The sequence below is a fragment of the Phenylobacterium sp. J367 genome (genome assembly GCF_024699985.1).
Classification (GTDB): Bacteria; Pseudomonadota; Alphaproteobacteria; order Caulobacterales; family Caulobacteraceae; genus Phenylobacterium.
The window spans coordinates 2097092-2116420 of sequence record NZ_JAJONA010000001.1; the positions used below are offsets into that span (position 1 = coordinate 2097092).

Consider the following 19329-nt stretch of genomic DNA (forward strand, 5'->3'; position numbering starts at 1 on the left):
TGACTTGTTAAACCCTTCGGCAGCGGCTTTGCTGACGTCCTTCGGGGCAGGGGCTGCCCGTCTCAAGGCGGGACGCCCCGCCTTCTGGAGGGACGCGATGTTCGAGCTGGGACGCGAGCTTAAGCGGCTGTTCGGCGCCGATGCCGCCCAGTCCTCCCGGTCCTATCCGGCCCGGGAGGGCGTCACGGGTGGCGACAGCGCCCTCCTCGAACTCCTCGACATGAAGCTGCTGCGCGACGAGGGTCGCGCCGCCGACATCGCCGCGGGCCGGGCCGGAGAGAAGCATCCCGCCCAGCGACGGCTGGAGGCCGCCGTCGTCTGGCGCGAGGTCGCCCGCCGCTCGGGCGACTCTGCCGCGCTCCGCAAGGCCGCCGCCACGGCCGAGATGGCCGCCGGCGCCTTGGATCAGAAGAAGAAGCCCGACGCATGGGCCCGCGCGCGGGCGGAACAGGGCTTCTGCGCGCTTACCGGCGCCGAGCTGTTCGGCGATCCCGGCCTCGACGCCGCGGCCGAGGTGGCCTTCCGCGAGGCCCGCGCCGCCGCCCGTGGCGGGCTGGCCGCGCCCCTGGCCGACATCGGCCTCGCCGCCGTCCAGGGCCGCCAGGTGCTCGGCCTGGGCGACGCCTCGGACGCCCAGCGGGTGGCCGAACGCTTCGCCGCCCCGATCGCTGCGCTGGACGCCCTGACCCGCCGGATCGTCTTCGCCCGCGGCCTCGCCGCCGAGGCCCGGCTGATCCGCGCCGACCTGATGCTGGGCTTCGGCGCGCGCCTGAAGGACGAGGTGCTGCTGAAGTCGGCTGTCGACGACGCTTCCTGCGCCGCCCGCCGGCTCGACCCCGCCTACGAGCCGCTGACCTGGGCCCGGGCCGAGACGATGCGCGGCCAGGCCCTGACGCTCTGGGGCGAATGCCTCGGCGACATCGACGCCGTCTCCGCCGGGGCCACGGCGCTGGCCGCCGCCCTGGACGAGCTCAGCCGCGACCACAGCCCGCTCGACTGGGCCCGCGCCCAGATGGCGCTGGCCCAGACCCTGCAGACGATCGGCGAAGCCGCCGCCGACGAGCGCGCCTTCGAGCAAGCGGTCACCTGCTACGACCGCGCGAACCTGGTGCTGAAGGACGCCGTGACCCTGCCGATGCGCGGCCACGCCGCCGGCGCCCGCGCCGTCTGCCTCGCCCGCTCCGCCGAGCTCACCGGCGACCTCGCCGTGCTCGACGCCGCCGAGGCTGCGATGAAGATCGAGCTCGCCGCCGCCCGTCCGGGCCGCGACCCTGTGGGCTGGGCGCTCGCCCAGCTCAACCTCGCCCGGCTCTACGAGGCCCGCCTCGACATCACCCGCCGCGACCGGGGCGAGCGCGCCGCCGCTGTCACCGCGCTCGACGCCGCCCTCGAGGTGTTCGGCGAGCACGGCCTGCGTTCGCTCGCCGTCGTCGCCCAGGACGCCCTGGACCGGGTCAGCGCCGGCGCCTCGCGAACGCCGCGCACCGCCGTCTGAAGGGCCTTTCCGGATCGTTCCGGCGCCTGCAAAGGTTGTAGGACGTGTCCGGAGGAATTCCTGCATGCGTCCATCGCCGCTTGCCGCCGTGCTGATCGCCGGCATCGCCCTGCCGGCCCTGGCGGCCGATCAGTACCAGCCCGCCGACTGGCTCAGACGCCCGACCGCCGAAATGCTGCGCGGCGTGTGGCCGACGGAGGCGTGGAAGAAGGGTCAGGGCGGCAAGGCGATCCTGGAGTGCATGGTCACCCTGCAGGGAACGCTGACCCAGTGCCGCGTCGCCAGCGAGGAGCCTAAGGGCTCCGGCTTCGGCGCCGCAGCCATGCTGATGACCCCGCAGCTCCTGATGAAGCCCGCCCGGCGCAACGGCCAGCCGGTCGTCGACGGCGTCAGGCTTCCGTTCAACTTCGTCATGCCGGGTGGCGGCGTCGGCTTCGGCGGCAATGACACCTTCGGCACCCAGCGCATGATGCCGGCCGCCTGGGCCTGGCCGGAGGCGCCGAGCTACCAGGAGGTGGTCGCCGCCTATCCCGAGAAGGCGAAGGCCGCGGGCGTCGGCGGGGTCGCCAGTCTCAGTTGCTCGATCCGCGGCGGCGAACTGAGCGCCTGCCAGTTAATGCGCGAGGAGCCGAAGGGCATGGGCTTTGCGGCCGCGGCGCGGACGCTCTCGAAGCGCTTCCGCGCCCCCGCCACCGACGAGGATGGGAAGATGCTTCGGGCGGGGGTGCAGATCCCCTTCGCCTTCTCGCCGGACATGCTGACCGGCGCCGACCCGGCGGTCGGCAAGCCGTCCTGGGCCAGGCTGCCCACCGTCGAAGCGCTTGCAGCCGCCTTCCCCAAGGAGACGGCCGTCGCCGGGACGGTCCGCGTGATGCTCCGCTGCCGGGTGGAGCAGGCCGGCGCAGTCTCCAACTGCGTGGTCGAAAAGGAGGAGCCGGCCGGCCACGGCTATGGCCAGGCCGCGCTGAAGGTCGCCCCGGACTTCCGGCTCAACACCTGGACCACCGAGGGCCTGCCGACCGTCGGCGCCTACGTCCGCATCCCGATCCGCTTCGAGCTGGGCGCCAAGCCCGCCGAGACGCCGCCTGTGAAGTCGCCCGGCTGACGCGTGTTTTCCGCGCCGGAGGCCCGCGATCGGTCAAAAATATGCGACCGGCGGCGCCTGCGACGCGCCCACCGGAAGCGGCGCCGCTTCTCAATCCGCCTTGGCCGGGGCAAGCTCCGCCTCGGGAGGATCGTCATGACCCTGAAGCTCACCGCCGCGCTCGCCGTCCTGGCCGCAGCCGCCGCCACCTCCGCCTCGGCCCAGGTGGCCGTCGCCGGTTGGTCGAAAGTCCCCACCGCGGCCGAGATCGCCGCCGCCTATCCGCCGCGCGCCAAGGCCGCCGGCGTCGGCGGGATGGTGCTGCTGTCCTGCACGCTCACCCGCGCCCTGCAGCCTCGCGACTGCACCGCCACCCACGAAGAGCCGGCCAACCTCGGCTTCGGCACCGCCGCCCGCAAGATCGCCGAAGCCTATCTAGTCGCCGCGCCGCAAGAGAAGCTGGTGAAGGGCTCCGAGGTGGAGATTCCGTCGCCTTCCCCGTGGAGCTGCTCCGCGGCGGCCAGATCACGGTCCTCAACCCGTCATGGATCGAGATCCCGGCGACCTCCGACTTCCAGACGGCGCTGCCGAAGACCGAGAACGGCGTGAACAGCATCCGGGTGGCCTACATCTGCACCGCCCAGGAGGGCGGGGCGCTCACCGACTGCGCGCTCGACCGCGAGGAACCGGCCGGCCAGGGCTATGGCCAGGCGGCGCTGGCGCTGATGCCGAAGTTCCGGGTCGGCGCCTGGTCCGCGGACGGCCAGCCGACCTACGGCGCCAAGGTCCGGGTGCCGATCCGCTACGAGCTGAAGCAGGTCCAGGCCGCGCGCTAGCGCCCGCGCCACCAGCGCAGGCCGGCCTTCTCGCCGGCCTCCAGCAGGGCGTGGAGCAGGGCGCCCATCAGCCCCAGCACCACGAGGGCGGCGAACATCTTCGCCGTCTGCAGGCGGTTGCCGGCCTCCAGGATCCGCCACGCCAGCCCCTGGGCGCCGCCGGAGCCGGCCACGAACTCGGCGACCACGGCCCCGATCACCGCCAGGCCCGCGGCCACCTTGTGGCCCTCCAGCAGGAACGGCACGGCCGACGGCAGGCGGAGCCGCACGAGCCGCTGGCCCCGGCTCGCGCCGTAGAGGTCGAAGAGCCGCTCCAGGTCCGGGTCCGCCGACTTCAACCCGGTGAGCGCGCCGGAGAAGATCGGGAAGAAGGCGACGATGGCCGCCAGCGCCACGATCGCCCGGGTCGGGTGGTCGATGCCGGCCCAGATCAGCACCAGCGGCGCGATGGCGACGACCGGCGTCACCTGCAGCACCACGGCCAGGGGCCGCACCGCCCGCTCGGCGGTGGGCGACAGGGCCACGGCCAGCGCTACGCCCTGGGCGATCAGGCTGGCGACGACCAGCGCCATCAGCGCCATCCGCAGCGTCGCCCACGCCGAGGCCAGCAGGGTCGGCCAGTCGGCGATCAACGCCTGTCCGATCGCCGACGGCGTGGGCAGGAAATAGGCCGGCACGGCCAACGCCCGGCAGGCGATCTCCCAGGCCGCCAGCAGCAGCACGATCAGCGCCACGGGCGCCGCGATCGCCGCGAGCCGCCTCACGCCGCCATCCCCTGGCCGAGCAGGCCCGAGACCGCCTCGACCGTGTCGCGGAACGCTGCGGCGGTGCGGAAGCCGGTCGGACGGGGCAGGGGGCCCGCCACCTTCGCCTCGCCAGCGATCCGGCCCGGCCCACGGGTCATCACCGCCACGCGGTCGGCCATGTAGGCGGCCTCCTCGACGTTGTGGGTCACGAAGACGATGGCCGGCTTCGCCTGCGCCCAGAGCGCCAGCACGTCGTCGGCCAGGGCGCGCCGGGTGATCTCGTCCAGCGCCGCGAACGGTTCGTCGAGCAGGAGAAGCTTCGGCTCGGTGACGAGGGCGCGGGCCAGCGACACCCGCATGGCCATGCCGCCCGAGAGCTGCGCCGGCCGGGCGTCCGCCGCCGCGCCCAGGCCCACGCGCGCCAGCGCGGCCTCGGCCCGCGCCGCCGCCTCGCGCCGGCCGACGCCCGCCAGTTCCAGCGGCAGGGCGACGTTGGCCCGCGCCGACAGCCAGGGCGCCAGCGTCGGCGCCTGGAAGACCACCGCCGTCTCGCCCCGGCCCGGCGTGCGCGCGACCTCGCCCCGCGTCGGGGCTTCCAGCCCGGCCAGCAGCCGCAGCGCCGTCGATTTGCCGCAGCCCGAGGGCCCAACGAGCGCGACGATCTCCCCCGCGCCGATGTCGAGGCTGAACGGTCCGAGCGCCTTGCCGCGCCCGGCGTAGTCGACCTCGACCTGCCGGAGAGCGGCGACGCTCACTTGGGCGCGAACTGCAGGATATAGGCGCGCCGGTAGTCCAGCGTCGTCGGATAGACGCCCTGGCCGCTCGCCACGTCGAAGAAGGCCTTCCAGCGCGCATCGGTCATGGCGCCCGTCGGCAGGCCCTCGTCGCCGGCGACGATCCGGTAGCTCTTCAGCTTGGCGCGGGCCTGGTCGAGGACGTCCTGGGTCATCTCCGGATTGTCCTTACGGATCAGGGCGTCGGCGGCGCTCGGGTCGCCGTTCAGATAGTCGTCCCAGCCTTTCGCGGTCGCCTCCACGAAGGCCTGCACCGCGGCCGGGTTCTTCGCGATCAGGCTGTCGGACGCCAGCACCATGGTGGCGTAGCCGGGGTAGCCCTCGTCGGCGAGCAGGAAGACCGTCGGCTTGAAGCCCGCCTGCTTCTCGATGGTGTAGGGCTCGCTGGTCGCATAGCCCTGCTGCACGGCGCGCCTGTCGGCCAGGAACGGCGCGGAATTGAAGGTGTACTTGCGCACCTGGTCGTCGGTGAACCCGTACTTGGCCTTCAGCCAGACCCAGAAGGCCGTCACCGAGGCGTCGGAGAGCAGGATCGGCCGGCCCTTCAGGTCGGCGATGGACTTCACCGCCGGGTCGGGGTGGGCGATCAGGACCTGCGGGTCCTTCTGCATGTAGGCCGCCACCGCCTTCACCGGCACGCCCTCCTGGGCGAGGTTCATGACGATGAAGCTGTTCGAGCCCATACCGAGCTCGACCGCGCCGGCCGCCAGGAGCTGCGGCACGTTCACCCCCGGCCCGCCCTGGACGATGGTCACGTCGAGCCCGCGCCGGGCGTATTCGCCCGACGCCAGCGCCTGGTAGAAGCCGCCATGCTCGGCCTGGGCCCGCCAGTCGGTGGCGAAGCGGATCGTCGTGCGCTCAGGCTGGCCGGAGGCGGCCTCGTCCTTCGTCGCCGGCGAGCAGGCCGCCACGATCGCGGCCAGGGCGACGGCGAGCAGGCGCAGAGCTTTCATGGAGATGTCCCCGACCTATGGCTCGGGGGAACCTAGGGCGTGGCGCCACGTCTGGCCAAGCCCCCATAGCAAGAGGGCGGCGCTTCGGTTGCCCGAGGCGTCGCTCCTCCTATCCAGATCCGTTGGGGGATCTGAGTCTCAAGGTCGAGGCGGTTTCGGTTTGCGGGTCGCCCCGCTGGTTTTCCGCCGCGTCGTTGCCGCTTCCGAGGCTGGTCCCGGGTTGCCCCGGTCCCTTGCGTCAGAAGAAGCCTCCTGCTCGTTTGAGCTTTCCGGTCGCCCGTTCCGCTCCGCGCCGCAGTCCCTCTCGACGAGTTGACGGTGCGCCTGAACCCGGTATGAGGCAAGCGCCCGAAAGCGCCCCGATGTGCGCAAGGCGTCACTCTTCTGTGAGTAAACTGTTAACAATCGTTGCGCGGCTAACCAGTCCGCTAGCGAATTCAAAAGCTTGGGTTTTCCACAGGAAAGCCGCCCGCCGGTCTACCGCCCGGCTTCCAGCGCCTCACGCCGTTCTTCGAGCGCCAGCCACTCCTCCTCCGCCGCCGAAAGCTGGGCCCGCGCGGCGTCCAGGGCGCGGGAGTAGCGGTCGAAGGCCGACGGGTCCTTGGCGTAGAGGTCCGGGTCCGACAGGCCCTGCTCCAGCACCGCCATCTTCTGCGGCAGCTCGTGGATCAGGGCGTCCAGCTCCGCCAGCCGGCGCTGTTCCTTGAAGCTCAGCTTGGCCGCCGCCGGCGGCGGGGCGGCGGGCTTCGCCTTCGCCGCGGCCTTCGGCGCCGGCGCCGCCCCCTTCCGCCCGAAGAAGCCCGGGTTCTGGTCGATGAAGTCCTGCCAGCCGCCCGGCGTCTCGACCGCGCGTCCCGTTCCGTCCAGGCCGATGGTCGAGGTGGCCAGCCGGTCGATGAAGTCCCGGTCGTGGCTGACCAGGATCAGCGTCCCCTCGTAGTCGGCCAGCAGGTCCTCCAGGAGATCCAGCGTGTCCATGTCGAGGTCGTTGGTGGGCTCGTCCAGCACCAGGACGTTCGAGGGCTGGGCGAGCGCGCGGGCCAGCAGTAGGCGGTTGCGCTCACCGCCCGACAGGCTCCGCACCGGCTGGCGGAGCTGGGCCTCGCGGAACAGGAAGTCCTTCGCATAGCCCGCGTAGTGCATGGGCCGGCCGCGGACCATCACCTGGTCGCCGCCGTCGGGCGTCAGCACGTCCTTCAGGGTCATCTCGGGCCTCAGCGCCGCGCGGCTCTGGTCGATGTAGGCGATCTCCAGGTTGGTCCCGAGCTTCACCGAGCCGGTGTCCGGCGCGAGCTCGCCCAGCAGCAGCTTCACCAGCGTCGTCTTGCCCGCCCCGTTCGGCCCGACGATCGCCACCCGGTCGCCGCGGATGATACGGGTCGAGAACGGCTTCAGGATCGTGCGCTCGCCGAACGCCTTGGAGACGCCCTTGGCCTCGGCGACCCGCTGGCCGGAGACGCCCGCGGTCGCCAGACCCATGTTGAGCTGGCCGCGCTGCTCCCGCATCCACGCGCTCTTGGCCGCGCGCATGTCGTTCAGCTTCCGCAGCCGCCCCTCGTTGCGGGTCCGCCGCGCGGTCACGCCGCGCGCCAGCCAGTGCATCTCCTTCTTGATCGTGACGTCAAGCCGGCGGGCTTCCTCGGCGTCCTGCGCCTCGATCTTCTCGGCCCAGGCGTCGAAGGCCGCGAAGCCCTCGTCCAGGCGGCGGACCTGCCGGTGCTCCAGCCAGAAGCAGCGCTTCGTGGTCCGCTGCAGGAAAGCCCGGTCGTGACTGATGATCAGGACGGCGGCGCGGCTCTCGGCGAGCTCGGCCTCCAGGGTCTCGATCGCCAGGATGTCCAGGTGGTTGGTCGGCTCGTCGAGCAGCAGGACGTCGGCGTCCTCGGCGAACGCCTTGGCGAGCGCCGCGCGGCGGATCTCGCCGCCGGAGAGCCCGCTGGCCGGCTTCGCGGGATCGAGGCCGAAGGTCGCAAGCTCGTCCTCCGCCCGGTGCGTCTCGGCGCCGCCGGCCGTGGCGTAGTCCAGCAGCGTCGCGCCGGTGATCTGCGGCTCCTGCGGCACGAAGGCGATCTTTGTGCCCGGCGTGATCGTCCGCTCGCCGCTGTCGGCCTGGATCTCGCCGGCGATGACGCGCAGCAGGGTCGACTTGCCCGCCCCGTTCCGCCCGACCAGGCAGGCGCGCACCCGCGGCTCCAGGCCGATGTCGACGCCGTCGAACAGCATCACCGGACCGTCGGCCAGCCGGACGTCCTTCAGGGCGAGGATCGGAGCTCTCATGGGGGCGCTCACATAGAGGGTCGCGGGCGCCGCGGAAAGGCGCGTCATCCGACGCAAGGGGTTGGGCCGGCGGCCGCGAGGGTCTAGATGGCGCCGATGCCGCGTGAACCCTTCTGGCGCCGCAAGACCCTGCAGCAGATGACCGTGGCGGAGTGGGAGAGCCTCTGCGACGGCTGCGGCCTGTGCTGCCTGGTGCGTTTCGAGGACGAGGAGACGGCGGAGATCATCCCCACCCGCGTCCACTGCAAGCTGTTCGACGCTGACCGCTGCGCCTGCACCGACTATCCGAACCGCAAGCAGCACGTGCCCGACTGCATCAAGCTCACGCCGCACAACATCGAGGCGCTGGAGTGGATGCCGAAGAGCTGCGCCTACCGCCGCCTGCACGAAGGCCGCGACCTCGCCGACTGGCATCCGCTGGTCTCCGGCGACCCGGAGAGCGTGCACCGCGCCGGGGTCTCGATCCGCGGCCAGACCATCAACGAGGCGGCGCTGGCCGACCCCGAGGACGCGCTGGACTTCGCCGCCTACGACCTGCTGGACGAGCGCGGGCGGGACTAAAGGATAAGGCGGGGAACCTCCGGACCCACCCGCTATTCCCTGCCCTGGCGTGGGAGTGCCGGATATGCTGCTTGCCATCTATCAGCGCGTTGCGGCGCTCGCTTCGCTGGCCGTCCTTGCCCTGGGCGGGACGCTGATCTGGTCGTGGTTCGAGGTCCGCGAGATTCTCGGCGATGACGTCGACGCCCAGGACTGGCGGCTCTGGACCGGCGGCGCCCTGCTGGCCGTCGCCCTGCTCGGCCGCCTGCCAACGGCCCTGCTGCTCGGCGAGGCCGGCGACGACTGGGGCCGCCTGCGGCGCGACCCCGGCCACCTCGTGGAGACGCCCGATGGGGCGCGGCTGTACGTGGAGCGCAGCGGCCCGGCCGATGCGCCCGTACTGATCTTCGTCCACGGCTGGGGCCTCGACTCCGGCGTCTGGTGGGAGGCGCGCCGCGCGCTCGCCGACCGCTACCAGGTGGTCACCTACGACCTGCCGGGCCTCGGCCGCTCCAAGCCCTACCGCGACCGGCGCTACAGCATCGAGCGCATGGCGGAAGACCTGACGCCGCTGATCGCGGAAGCCTGCCCCCGCAAGGTGATACTGGTCGGCCACTCCATCGGCGGAATGATCGTGCAGACGTTCTGCCGGCGCCATCCGGAGATGCTCGGCCGGCAGGTCCTCGGCGTCGTACTGGAGAACACCACCCACACGGATCCGATGAAGACCACCATCCTCGGGCGCGGGCTGGTGGTTTTCGAGCCGCTGGTGCGGCTGGTGATGCGCCTCGACATCTTCCTTCAGCCCCTGGTGTGGCTCATGAACTGGCAGAGCTATCTGTCGGGCTCGACGCACCTGGCCATGCGCCTCGGCGGCTTCGGCACGACGCCCACAAGGGCCCAGCTGGAGCAGGTGTCCCGCGCCGTCACCCGCAACTCGCCCGCCGTCCAGGCGCGCGGCAACCTCGCCATGATGGACTGGTCGGTCACCGAGGACCTGGCCTCGCTGCGGGTCCCGGCGCTGGTGTTCATCGGCGGATCGGACATCGTCACCGTGCCCGAGGCTGGCGAGACCATCGCGCGGCGCATGCCCGACGCTACGCCCGACCATGTGACCGACGCCGGCCACCTGGGCCCGCTGGAGTTGGCGCACGCCTACAACAGCGCCATCGAGCGCTTCGCCGACACGGTGTTCACCCGCGGGGCCCGCCCGGCCGACGCCGCCCCGCGGCCGTACGATGGTGCTCCCGCCGAGGCGGAGCGGCGGCCGTTCCAGGACCCGCACGGACCCATCCTGGCGCCGTAGGTCTCGGGCCTGTGGCCAAAATGACACACGCGCCCTTGCGTGCATCCGGCCGCGGACCAATCTACAAGCCAAAGGTCTTATCGAATGTGGGCAGAGGCTGAAGGTTTGGCGCGCGACCCCTATCAGGAACTGGGTGTCTCCCGGAGCGCGAGCGCGGACGAGATCCGCAAGGCGTTCCGCAAGCTCGCCAAGCAGAACCACCCGGACACCAATCCCGGCAACAAGGAGGCCGAGGAGCGCTTCAAGCGCGTCTCCGCCGCCTTCGATATCGTCGGCGACCCGGCGAAGAAGAAGAAGTTCGACGCCGGCGAGATCGACGCCGACGGCCGGGAGACCGCGCGCGGCTTCGCCGGCGGTGGGCCTTGGGGCGGCGGCGGCGGCAGCGGCGGACCCTGGGGCGACGGCGGCTTCCAGCAGCGCCGCGGCGGCTCCTACCAGTCGGAGAGCTTCGAGGGCGCGGACCTTGGCGACATCCTGGGCGAGATGTTCGGCGGCGGCCGGGCCGGCCGCGGCGGCGCGGGGGGCGGCTTCGGCGGCTTCTCCCAGCGCGGCGCGGACATCCGGGCCAAGCTCGAGGTCGACCTGCTGGACGCCATCCGCGGCGGCAAGCGCCGGGTCGCCTTCTCCGACGGCCGGACCATCGACGTCACCATCCCCAAAGGGCCCAGGACGGCCAGACGCTGCGGCTGAAGGGCCAGGGCGCGCCCGGCCGCGCCGGGCCCGGCGACGCCTTCATCGAGCTCTCGATCCAGCCGCACCCGGTCTTCAGGCGGGAAGGGGAGGTGCTGGTCGTCGACGTGCCGGTGACGGTCTACGACGCCGTCCTCGGCGGCAAGGTGGAGGCGCCGACGCCCGACGGCACGGTCTCGCTGACCATCCCCAAGGGCGCCAACACCGGCGCCAAGCTGCGCCTGAAGGGCCGCGGCCTCTCCGACGCCAAGGGCCACCGCGGCGACCTCTTCGCACGCCTCGTGGTGACCCTGCCCGACACCGTCGATGCGGAGCTGGAGCAGATCGCCGAGACCTGGCGGGCCAAGCGGCCCTACACGCCGAAGCGCCGCACCTGAGCCGCACGCCCGAATGCGTCCGTGACAGGCGGTCGCAGCCACGACATAAACCCACTATTCAGGCCCGGTTCAGTCCTGGCCGGCTAGATCTGGGGCTATGAAACGTCTTCTCGTGATCGCCGCCCTGCTGGGCGCCTTCGCCGCGCCCGTCGCGGCCGAGGCCCAGGCTGCGCGCATCGTGCCCGTCCAGAACGGGCGCCTTGTGCCGCTGCCGCGCGTTCTGGAGACGATCGGCCAGCAGATGCCTGGCCGGCACCTGAACACCACCATGGGCGACGCCGGCGGACGCCCGGCCTATTTCGTCCAGTGGCAGACGCCCGACGGCCGCGTGATGGTCATCGTGGTGGACGCCCAGACCGGCCGGATCGTCGGCCGCCAGTAGCCCGAAGGATTGGAAGGGACGCGAGCCTTGCGCATCCTGCTTGTTGAAGACGACCCGGACCTGTCGCGCCAGCTCAAGCTGGCGCTGGCCGACGCCGGCTATGCCGTGGACCATGCCCCCGACGGCGAGGAAGCCCAGTACCTGGGCGAGAACGAGCCCTACGACGCGATCATCCTCGATTTGGGGTTGCCCAAGGTCGACGGCGTCTCGGTGCTGGAGCGCTGGCGGCGGGAGAACATGGCCACGCCCGTGCTTATCCTCACCGCCCGCGGGGCCTGGAGCGAGAAGGTCGCGGGCTTCGACGCCGGGGCCGACGACTACCTGACCAAGCCGTTCCACACCGAGGAACTGCTGGCCCGCCTGCGCGCCCTGCTGCGCCGCTCGGCCGGCCATGCGACCCCGAACCTCGCCTGCGGCGGCCTGCGCCTCGACCCCCGCGCGGCCCGCGCCAGCGTCAACGGCGAGCCGCTGCGGCTCACCTCGCTGGAGTACCGCCTGCTGCACTATCTGATGATGCACCAGGGCCGGGTGATCAGCCGCACCGAGCTCGTCGAGCACCTCTACGACCAGGACTTCGACCGCGACTCGAACACCATCGAGGTGTTCATCGGCCGGGTCCGCAAGAAGATCGGCGCCGACCGCATCGAGACCGTCCGCGGCCTCGGCTACCGCCTGACCTGCCCCGAGGACGAGGTGGGCCAGGCCGCCAGTTCGTGACGCCCGCCCGGTGAACCTCGCCGGGGCGCTCGCCAGGCCGTCGCTCGCGCGCAGGCTCGTCCTGCTCGCCTTCGGCTGGAGCCTGGCCGCCCTGGTGATCTCCGCGGTGGTGCTGGCGCTCCTCTTCCGCCAGGCCGCCGAGCGCCGCGTCGACCAGACGCTGGGCGAGCTGATCGACAACCTGCTCTCCAATTCCACGGTCGAGGCCGGTCAGGTGTTCGCCCCGGCGCTCACCGACGAACGCGCGCTGCGCGCCTATTCCGGCCGCTACTGGACCATCGCCGCCCCCACCGCCGACGGCCGGGTGCAGCCTCTGGTGCGCTCCTATTCGCTATTCGATTCCGAACTGCGTTCGCCGCCGGACCTCGTGGCCCGGCTGAAGGCCCGTCCGTCCGAGCCCATCGCCTACGACACCCGCGGGCCGCTCGACGAGCCGCTGCGGGCCCGCGCCCGCTACGCCGAGCTGCGGGGCGTGCCGGTGGTCTTCCTGGCCGCCGAGGACCGCAGCTCCATCGACCGCGACGTGCTGAACTTCGCCGCCTGGACGGCCGGCGCCTTCCTGCTGCTGGGCGGCGGGCTGGTCGCGGCCATCATCATCCAGGTCCGTGTCGGCCTGCGTCCGGTCTTCGCCCTGCAGAACGAGGTGGCCGCCGTCCGCCGGGGCAAGGCCGAGCGCCTGCAGCAGGTCTATCCTACCGAGCTGGTGCCGCTCTCCGACGAGCTCAACGCGCTGCTGGCCCACAACCAGGAGGTCGTGGAACGCCAGCGGACCCACGTGGGCAACCTCGCCCATGCGCTGAAGACCCCGATCTCGGTCATGCTCACCGAGGCCGGCCAGCGTCCCGGGCCGCTCGCCGAGGTCGTCGCCCGCCAGGCCGAGACCATGCGCCAGCAGGTCGACCACCACCTGCGCCGGGCCCGCGCCGCCGCCCGCAGCCAGGGCCAGGGCGAGCGGACCTCCGTCGCCGAGGTGCTCGACGAACTGGCCCGCACGCTCGAGCGCATCTTCCGCGACAAGGGCGTGGAGATCGACTGGGACGCGCCGGACGAGCTCTTCTTCCTCGGCGAGCGCCAGGACCTCATGGAGATCGCCGGCAACGCCATGGAGAACGCCTGCAAGTTCGGCCGCGCCCGGGTCCGCGTCCGCGCGGCGGCCACGACCGCCGAGCGCTTCCGCCTCACCGTCGAGGACGACGGGCCGGGCCTCACGGCCGAGGAACGCGAGACGGTGATCCGCCGGGGCGCCCGCCTGGACGAGAGCGCGCCGGGCTCGGGGCTCGGGCTGTCCATCGTCGACGAACTGGCCCGCGCCTACGGGGGGCGCGCTCGACCTTGGCGACAGTCCCCTGGGAGGCCTGCAACTCTCGGTCGTCCTGCCGATGGCGGCGGCCTGAATTCAAGGTTATCGCGGTGTTTTCCCTAACTTTTGGAAAGCCTTAACCGGCTGGAGGGATGCTGCAGCCCGTGCGGTCGCGTGTCCGCACCCCTGGAGCCGTGCATGGTCGCTCTGTCGGAGCGCAAGATCGCCCTCGTGAAAGGCCTCGTCGCGGCAGCGCCCGACAAGGTCGTGGGCGGGCTGCAGGCGGCGCTCGCCGACCACATGGGCGATTCACCCCTGGCCAATGTGCGCAAGCTGGTGGAGGCCGAGGCCGCTGAACGGCGCCTGCGCAACGTCATCCTTCAGCCGATCGTCCCCATGTGCGTGGGTCACGGCACGGACCCGCACGGCCTACATTTCCCGTCGATCGCGCTGGGCTACCTGTGGAAGGGCCTGAAGGCCCTCGACCCGGCCGGCGTCGACGCGGCCGCCAGGGCGCTCTACGACTACCGCCCCGGCGAGAGCTCCAACGCGCCCTTCGACGCCCTGGTGCAGCGCGCCGCAGACGCGGTCCGCGCCGGCGAGCCGCGCGAGTTCATGCTGGTCAAGACGCTCTGCGAAGGCGCCCGCCCCGGCGGCGGCCAGGCCTTCCAGACCTGCCTCGACCTCGCCCCCGTGGTGCGCCGCGCGGCGCACCGGCTGCCGGAATGGACCGCCCACTTCGGCGACGACACCACCGCGGCCGCCCGGCTCGCCTACCGCGACGCCTGCCAGGTCTCCGACGACGCCGGCCCGACGTTCTTCGAGATGCTGGCCGCCCAGTTGCCCAGCCCCTGGATGGTGCTGCGCATCATCTCGGCGGTCATGGACAAGCCCACCGAGCGTTACCTGGCCCAGAGCGAGTTCGGCGCCTTCGCAGAGCGCCTGATGGACGACATCGACGAGGGGCTGCGGACCATCCAGACCATCGACGCCGACGGCGGCGAGCCGGTGGCCCGCGAGGCCGCCAAGCTGGTCGAGCAGATCACCCTGCAGATCGCCGAGATCGAGACCTGCATCGCCATCGAGCGCGAGCAGGGCTGGGGGCACCGCCTCTTCAAGCAGAAGGCCGCGCTCGCCAGCGTCGTCGAGGGCCGCATCCGCGAGGCCGACAAGTACGCAAGCCTCGCCCTGCCGATGCAGCCGGCCCGCCTGCGCCGCATCCGCCGGATGATCCCGCGCCACACCCTGCCGCCGGACGAGAAGGCCGTGCGCCGGGCCATCACCCTGCTGCACTTCGCCCGCGAGATCCGCTCCAGCGCCAACTATGGCGGCTTCGCCTCCGCCCGCAGCCGGATGCTCGACAAGGTTGGCGACATGCTCGACCACTACGTCGAGGAGACGCTGGACCTGATCAAGACCGGCGACTGCGAGAACGAGGCCGTGGCCCGCGAGCACCTGGCGGTGGTCGTGGAGTTCTCGATCCTGGTCCGCGACGAGAAGGCCGCCGACCTGGTTCGCCGCCGCGCCGCGGCCTGCGAAGCGCCGAAGCAGACCGCCACCGGCGGCTGATCGCCCTCTCGCGCTCGCTTTCGGTTTCGGCTAAACGCGCCGCATGATCGCGTTCTGGGCGGTCGCGGGCGTTCTCTCCGCCGCCGCGGCCGGCCTCATCCTCTTCCGGGCCGCCAAGGCCGCCTCGCAGGGCGAGGCGCCGGACCCGACTCCCATCCTCTATCGCCGCCAGTTGGCGGAGATCGACGACCTCGCCGACCGTGGCCTGATCGCCGATGCGGAGCGCAAGGGCGCCCGCGCCGAGGCCGCCCGCCGCCTGCTGGCCGCCGCCGATCAGCCGGCCGCCGTCTGGAAGGCGGACGGGGCGAGCCGCACGCCGGTGCTCCTCGCCGCCACCCTCGTGCCGGCCCTGGCGCTTGGCCTCTACATCGGCCTGGGCTCGCCCGGCCTGCCGGACCAGCCGTTTGCGAAGCGTCTGGAGACCTGGCGCAACGCCGAGCTCGCCACCCTGCAGCCGGCCGAGATCGCCGCGGTGCTGAACCGCCTGAGGCGCGAGCGCCGCGAGGACCCCGAGCTCTTCCGCCTGCTGGCCATGGTCGAGCAGAGCGCCAACAACCCCGCCGCCGCCGTCCGCGCCCTGCGCCGCGCCACCGCGATCGCGCCCGAGCGCGCCGACCTCTGGGCCCTGCTCGGCGAGGCCTACGCCACCCAGGCGGGCGAGATCGACGAGGCCGCCCAGGCCGCCTTCCAGGAAGCCCTGAAGCGCGACCCGAAGCTGATCGAACCGCGCTTCTACCTGGCCCGCCAGCAGATCCTCGCCGGCGACCGGCCGGGCGGCATCGCCACCTGGCGCGGCCTGCTGGGCGAACTGCCCGCCGACGACCCCCGCGCCGAGGTGCTGCGCCGCGCCATCGCCGAAGCCGAGGACCTGCCGGCCGAACCTTCCATCCAGGGCGACCAGATGGCCGCCATCCGCGGCATGGTCGACGGCCTGGCCGCGCGGCTGAAGACCGATCCCGACGACCCCGAGGGCTGGGTGCGCCTGGTCCGCGCCTACGCGGTCCTGGGCGAGACCGCCCAGCGTGACGCCGCCTTGGCGGACGCCCGGGCGCGCTACGCCGGAAGGCCCGAGATCCTGAACCAGCTCGCGCAGGCCGCGCGGGCGGAGCCCATGCGATGAGTTTCCTGCCCCCATGAGCTGGCTTCCCAAGTCCCCGAAGGCGCGCCGCCGCCTGACCCTCCTGGCCGCCATCGCGCCGGTGCTGGCCCTGGCCGTCGGCCTGACGCTCTGGGGCCTCCGGGACTCGATCTCGTTCTTCTACACGCCCACCCAGGCCGAGGCCGCCAAGCCGCCGCCGGGCCGCGCGATCCAGCTCGGCGGCCTTGTCGCCGAGGGGTCGGTGGTCAAGCACGCCGACGGTCGGGTGGAGTTCACGGTCCAGGACCAGGGTGCGGTGGACAAGGTGGTCTTCCAGGGCGACCTGCCGGACCTGTTCCGCGAGGGCCAGGGCGTGGTCGCCGTCGGCGCCTTCCGCGAGGACGGCGTCTTCGAGGCCAAGCGGGTGCTGGCCAAGCACGACGAGCGCTACATGCCCCGCGAGGTCTCCAAGGCCCTCAAGGAACAGGGCGAGTGGTACGGCGAGGGCGGCAAGCCCATGCACGACGCGCCCATCCAGCCCGCGAAGAGCAACGCCCTATGATCGCCGAGATCGGCGCCTTCGCGCTCATCCTGGCGCTGGCCGCCTCGGTGGCCCAGTCCGGCCTCTCGATCGTCGCGCGCATCCGCCGCTCGCCGGTGCTGGCCGCGGCCGGGGAGGGGGCGGCCCTCGTCGCCTTCCTGGGCGTCGCCGTGGCCTTCGCCGCACTCATGCACGCCTTCGTCGGCTCCGACTTCTCGGTCGCCAACGTCACCGCCAACTCCCACAGCGAAAAGCCGCTGCTCTACCGGGTGGCCGGGACCTGGGGCAGCCATGAGGGCTCCATGCTGCTATGGTGCCTGGCGCTCACCGGCTACGGCGCCGCCGCGGCGATCCTCGGCCGAACCCTGCCCCAGGGTCTCCGGACCGTCGCCGTCGCGACCCAGGGCCTGATCGGCGTGCTCTTCCTGGCCTACACCGTCTTCGCCTCCAACCCGCTCGCCCGCCTGAACCCGGCGCCGGTCGAGGGCCGCTCGCTGAACCCGCTGCTGCAGGACCCGGCGCTCGCCTTCCACCCGCCGTTCCTCTACGCGGGCTATGTCGGCCTCAGCGTGGTCTTCTCGCTGGCCATCGCCGCCCTGGTCGAGGGCCGCGTCGACGCCGCCTGGGCCCGCTGGGTCCGGCCCTGGGCGCTGGCCGCCTGGAGCATGCTCACCGCCGGCATCGCGCTGGGCGCCTTCTGGGCCTACTACGAGCTCGGCTGGGGCGGCTGGTGGTTCTGGGACCCCGTCGAGAACGCCTCCTTCATGCCCTGGCTGGTGGCCACCGCCCTGCTGCACTCGGCGATCGTCACCGAGAAGCGCGGCGCGCTGCCGGGCTGGTCGGTCTTCCTGGCGCTCGCCGCCTTCTCCTTCTCCATGCTGGGCGCCTTCCTGGTCCGTTCAGGCGTCCTGACCTCGGTCCACGCCTTCGCCGTCGACCCCACCCGCGGCGTGCTCCTGCTGATGATCCTGGGCGTCAGCACAGGCGCCGGTTTCCTCCTCTTCGCGTGGCGCGCGCCGAGCCTGGCCCAGGGCGGCGTCTTCGCGCCCGTCAGCCGCGAGAGCGCGCTCGTCCTCAACAACATCCTGCTGGCCGCCGCCACCGCCACCGTGCTGCTGGGCACCCTCTTCCCGCTGATCCGGGAAGCGGCCACGGGCGAGGCGATCTCGGTCGGCCCGCCCTATTTCAACCTGACCTTCACGCCGCTGATGGCCGCGCTGATGATCCTCTTGCCGGCCGGCCCGCTGCTCGCCTGGAAGCGCGGCGACGCGCAGGGCGTGCTGCAACGGCTCTGGATCGCCGCGCTCATCGCGCTCGCCGCCGGCGTCGCCACCATCGCGCTTGTCAGCCCGAGGCACGGCTGGGGGCGGCCGGCGTGGCGCTCGGCGTCTGGCTGATCGCCGGCTCCGTGGCCGAGATCCTCGAGCGGGTCCGCGCCTTCCGGGCCCCCGCGGCGGAGAGCCTGCGCCGCCTCACCGGCCTGCCGCGCGGCGCCTGGGGCATGACGCTCGCCCACCTGGGCTTGGGCGTCTTCGTGCTGGGCGCGGTCTTCGAGACCACCTGGAAGGTGGAGGCGGCCGATACCCTGCCGCTCGGCGGCGCGCTCGACGCCGGCGCCTACCATGTGGTCCTGCAGGACATCCAGGCGGTGGAAGGCCCCAATTACGACGCCGAGCGCGCCCAGCTCGCCGTCACCCGCAACGGCCGGCCGATCTGCGCGCCATCGCCCGAGCGCCGGTTCTATCCGGCCGGCGGCCAGACCACGTCGGAGGTCGGCATCTGCTACCAGGGCATGAGCCACGTCTATGTCGTGCTGGGGGAACGCCGCGAGGGCGGGCCCGAGCCCGTCTGGCTGGTCCGCGCCTACTGGAACCCCTGGGCCAGCCTGATCTTCATCGGCCCGGCGATCATGGCCCTGGGCGGCCTCGTCTCCCTGTCCGACCGCCGCCTGCGGCTCGGCGTCGGCCGCCGGCGCGAGCAGCCGCAGGCCCAGCCGGCCCCGCAGGAGCAGCCGGCATGAGGCGGCTCCGCGCGCTCCTCGCCGCGGCGGCCGCCGTGCTCTGCGTGGCCGCGGCCTCCGACCCGGCCGAGCGCCTGGCGGACCCGGCCCAGGAGGCCCGCGCCCGGGAGATCTTCCGCGAGGTCCGCTGCATGGTCTGCCAGAACGAGTCGATCGACGACTCGGACGCCGAGCTCGCCCAGGATCTCCGCCGCCTCGTCCGCGAGCAGGTGAGCGCGGGCCGCACCGAGGACCAGATCAAGGCCTATCTCACCGACCGCTACGGCGAGTTCGTCTTGCTGACGCCGGCGTTCAACGCGGGCAATCTTGCGCTCTGGATAGGGCCTTTCCTGATTGTCCTGCTGGGCGCCGGCCTGCTCTTCGTCCGCCTGCGGAACCGGACGCCGGAGCTGGAGCTTTCGGAAGGGGAGGCGGAGCGTCTGCGCCGGCTGGCGGAGAGCGAAACAGACTGACACGATTGCGCCAAATATCCGACGCGATGCCGCGCGCAGGGTGACCTGAATGTAACTTGAGAGCGGTTGCACTCTCGTGCATCGAACCTAGGTTTTTCGGACGGGCGAAACTCTCGCGGGCCCGTACAGGGAATAGAAGGCTTATGACCTCGAAGAAGACGGGTTACCTCCT

At 72.3% G+C, this 19329-nt stretch carries 17 protein-coding genes and 2 pseudogenes; 15 read left to right on the forward strand and 4 right to left on the reverse strand.

The window, feature by feature from the left end:
* Positions 1-97: 97 nt before the first annotated feature.
* The 4 genes from LRS04_RS11305 (at position 98) to LRS04_RS11320 (ending at position 3415) form a co-directional block, all read left to right on the forward strand.
* The gene (locus LRS04_RS11305) at positions 98-1495 is read left to right on the forward strand and encodes a hypothetical protein (RefSeq protein ID WP_257816458.1); all 1398 of its coding nucleotides are present in this window, start codon (positions 98-100) and stop codon (positions 1493-1495) included.
* A 64-nt stretch (positions 1496-1559) separates the two neighbouring features.
* The gene (locus LRS04_RS11310) at positions 1560-2600 is read left to right on the forward strand and encodes a TonB family protein (RefSeq protein ID WP_257816459.1); all 1041 of its coding nucleotides are present in this window, start codon (positions 1560-1562) and stop codon (positions 2598-2600) included.
* Positions 2601-2735: 135 nt separating this feature from the next.
* Entirely contained in the window at positions 2736-3188 is a 453-nt protein-coding gene (locus tag LRS04_RS11315; protein ID WP_257816460.1) for an energy transducer TonB, read from the forward strand.
* On the forward strand, positions 3185-3415 hold the full coding sequence (locus LRS04_RS11320) for a hypothetical protein (protein ID WP_257816461.1): 231 nt from the start codon (positions 3185-3187) through the stop codon (positions 3413-3415). Before LRS04_RS11315 ends, LRS04_RS11320 begins: the two co-directional genes overlap by 4 nt.
* On the opposite strand, the gene LRS04_RS11325 is transcribed toward LRS04_RS11320, so the two are convergent.
* From LRS04_RS11325 to LRS04_RS11340, 4 genes are all read right to left on the reverse strand, one after another.
* A complete protein-coding gene (locus LRS04_RS11325) occupies positions 3412-4179 on the reverse strand; it encodes an ABC transporter permease (RefSeq protein WP_257816462.1) in 768 nt (255 codons plus the stop codon). The genes LRS04_RS11320 and LRS04_RS11325 overlap by 4 nt on opposite strands.
* The gene (locus LRS04_RS11330; RefSeq protein WP_257816463.1) at positions 4176-4916 is read right to left on the reverse strand and encodes an ABC transporter ATP-binding protein; all 741 of its coding nucleotides are present in this window, start codon (positions 4914-4916) and stop codon (positions 4176-4178) included. Before LRS04_RS11330 ends, LRS04_RS11325 begins: the two co-directional genes overlap by 4 nt.
* Entirely contained in the window at positions 4913-5908 is a 996-nt protein-coding gene (locus LRS04_RS11335; RefSeq protein ID WP_257816464.1) for an ABC transporter substrate-binding protein, read from the reverse strand. Before LRS04_RS11335 ends, LRS04_RS11330 begins: the two co-directional genes overlap by 4 nt.
* Positions 5909-6385: 477 nt before the next feature.
* Positions 6386-8197, reverse strand: coding sequence for an ABC-F family ATP-binding cassette domain-containing protein (locus LRS04_RS11340; protein WP_257816465.1), 1812 nt, complete (start codon positions 8195-8197; stop codon positions 6386-6388).
* An 84-nt stretch (positions 8198-8281) separates the two neighbouring features.
* Here LRS04_RS11340 and LRS04_RS11345 point away from each other — a divergent pair, with 84 nt between their 5' ends.
* The 11 genes and pseudogenes from LRS04_RS11345 (at position 8282) to LRS04_RS11395 (ending at position 19157) form a co-directional block, all read left to right on the forward strand.
* Positions 8282-8746 carry a YcgN family cysteine cluster protein gene (locus LRS04_RS11345; RefSeq protein WP_257816466.1) on the forward strand — a complete coding sequence of 155 codons (465 nt, stop codon included), beginning with the start codon at positions 8282-8284 and terminating at the stop codon, positions 8744-8746.
* 64 nt (positions 8747-8810) lie between these two features.
* Positions 8811-10031: an alpha/beta fold hydrolase gene (locus LRS04_RS11350; RefSeq protein ID WP_257816467.1), complete on the forward strand. Its 1221-nt coding sequence runs from the start codon at positions 8811-8813 to the stop codon at positions 10029-10031.
* Positions 10032-10136: 105 nt separating this feature from the next.
* Positions 10137-11098: pseudogene (locus LRS04_RS11355) on the forward strand (DnaJ C-terminal domain-containing protein).
* Between the two features lie 97 nt (positions 11099-11195).
* Positions 11196-11480, forward strand: a complete 285-nt coding sequence (locus tag LRS04_RS11360) for a PepSY domain-containing protein (RefSeq protein ID WP_257816468.1) — start codon at positions 11196-11198, stop codon at positions 11478-11480.
* Positions 11481-11507: 27 nt separating this feature from the next.
* The gene (locus tag LRS04_RS11365; RefSeq protein WP_257816469.1) at positions 11508-12197 is read left to right on the forward strand and encodes a response regulator transcription factor; all 690 of its coding nucleotides are present in this window, start codon (positions 11508-11510) and stop codon (positions 12195-12197) included.
* A 10-nt stretch (positions 12198-12207) separates the two neighbouring features.
* Complete coding sequence (locus LRS04_RS11370; protein ID WP_308238122.1) at positions 12208-13620, forward strand: ATP-binding protein; 1413 nt, start codon at positions 12208-12210, stop codon at positions 13618-13620.
* A gap of 75 nt (positions 13621-13695) precedes the next feature.
* Positions 13696-15066: a hypothetical protein gene (locus tag LRS04_RS11375; protein ID WP_257816470.1), complete on the forward strand. Its 1371-nt coding sequence runs from the start codon at positions 13696-13698 to the stop codon at positions 15064-15066.
* A 43-nt stretch (positions 15067-15109) separates the two neighbouring features.
* Entirely contained in the window at positions 15110-16186 is a 1077-nt protein-coding gene (ccmI, locus tag LRS04_RS11380) for a c-type cytochrome biogenesis protein CcmI (protein WP_257816471.1), read from the forward strand.
* 13 nt (positions 16187-16199) lie between these two features.
* Positions 16200-16706 carry a cytochrome c maturation protein CcmE gene (gene ccmE / locus LRS04_RS11385; RefSeq protein WP_257816472.1) on the forward strand — a complete coding sequence of 169 codons (507 nt, stop codon included), beginning with the start codon at positions 16200-16202 and terminating at the stop codon, positions 16704-16706.
* Positions 16703-18705 (forward strand): annotated as a pseudogene (locus LRS04_RS11390) (heme lyase CcmF/NrfE family subunit). The gene ccmE and the pseudogene LRS04_RS11390 overlap by 4 nt, the downstream one beginning before the upstream one ends.
* Positions 18702-19157 carry a cytochrome c-type biogenesis protein gene (locus tag LRS04_RS11395; protein WP_257816473.1) on the forward strand — a complete coding sequence of 152 codons (456 nt, stop codon included), beginning with the start codon at positions 18702-18704 and terminating at the stop codon, positions 19155-19157. The pseudogene LRS04_RS11390 and the gene LRS04_RS11395 overlap by 4 nt, the downstream one beginning before the upstream one ends.
* Positions 19158-19329: the final 172 nt, after the last annotated feature.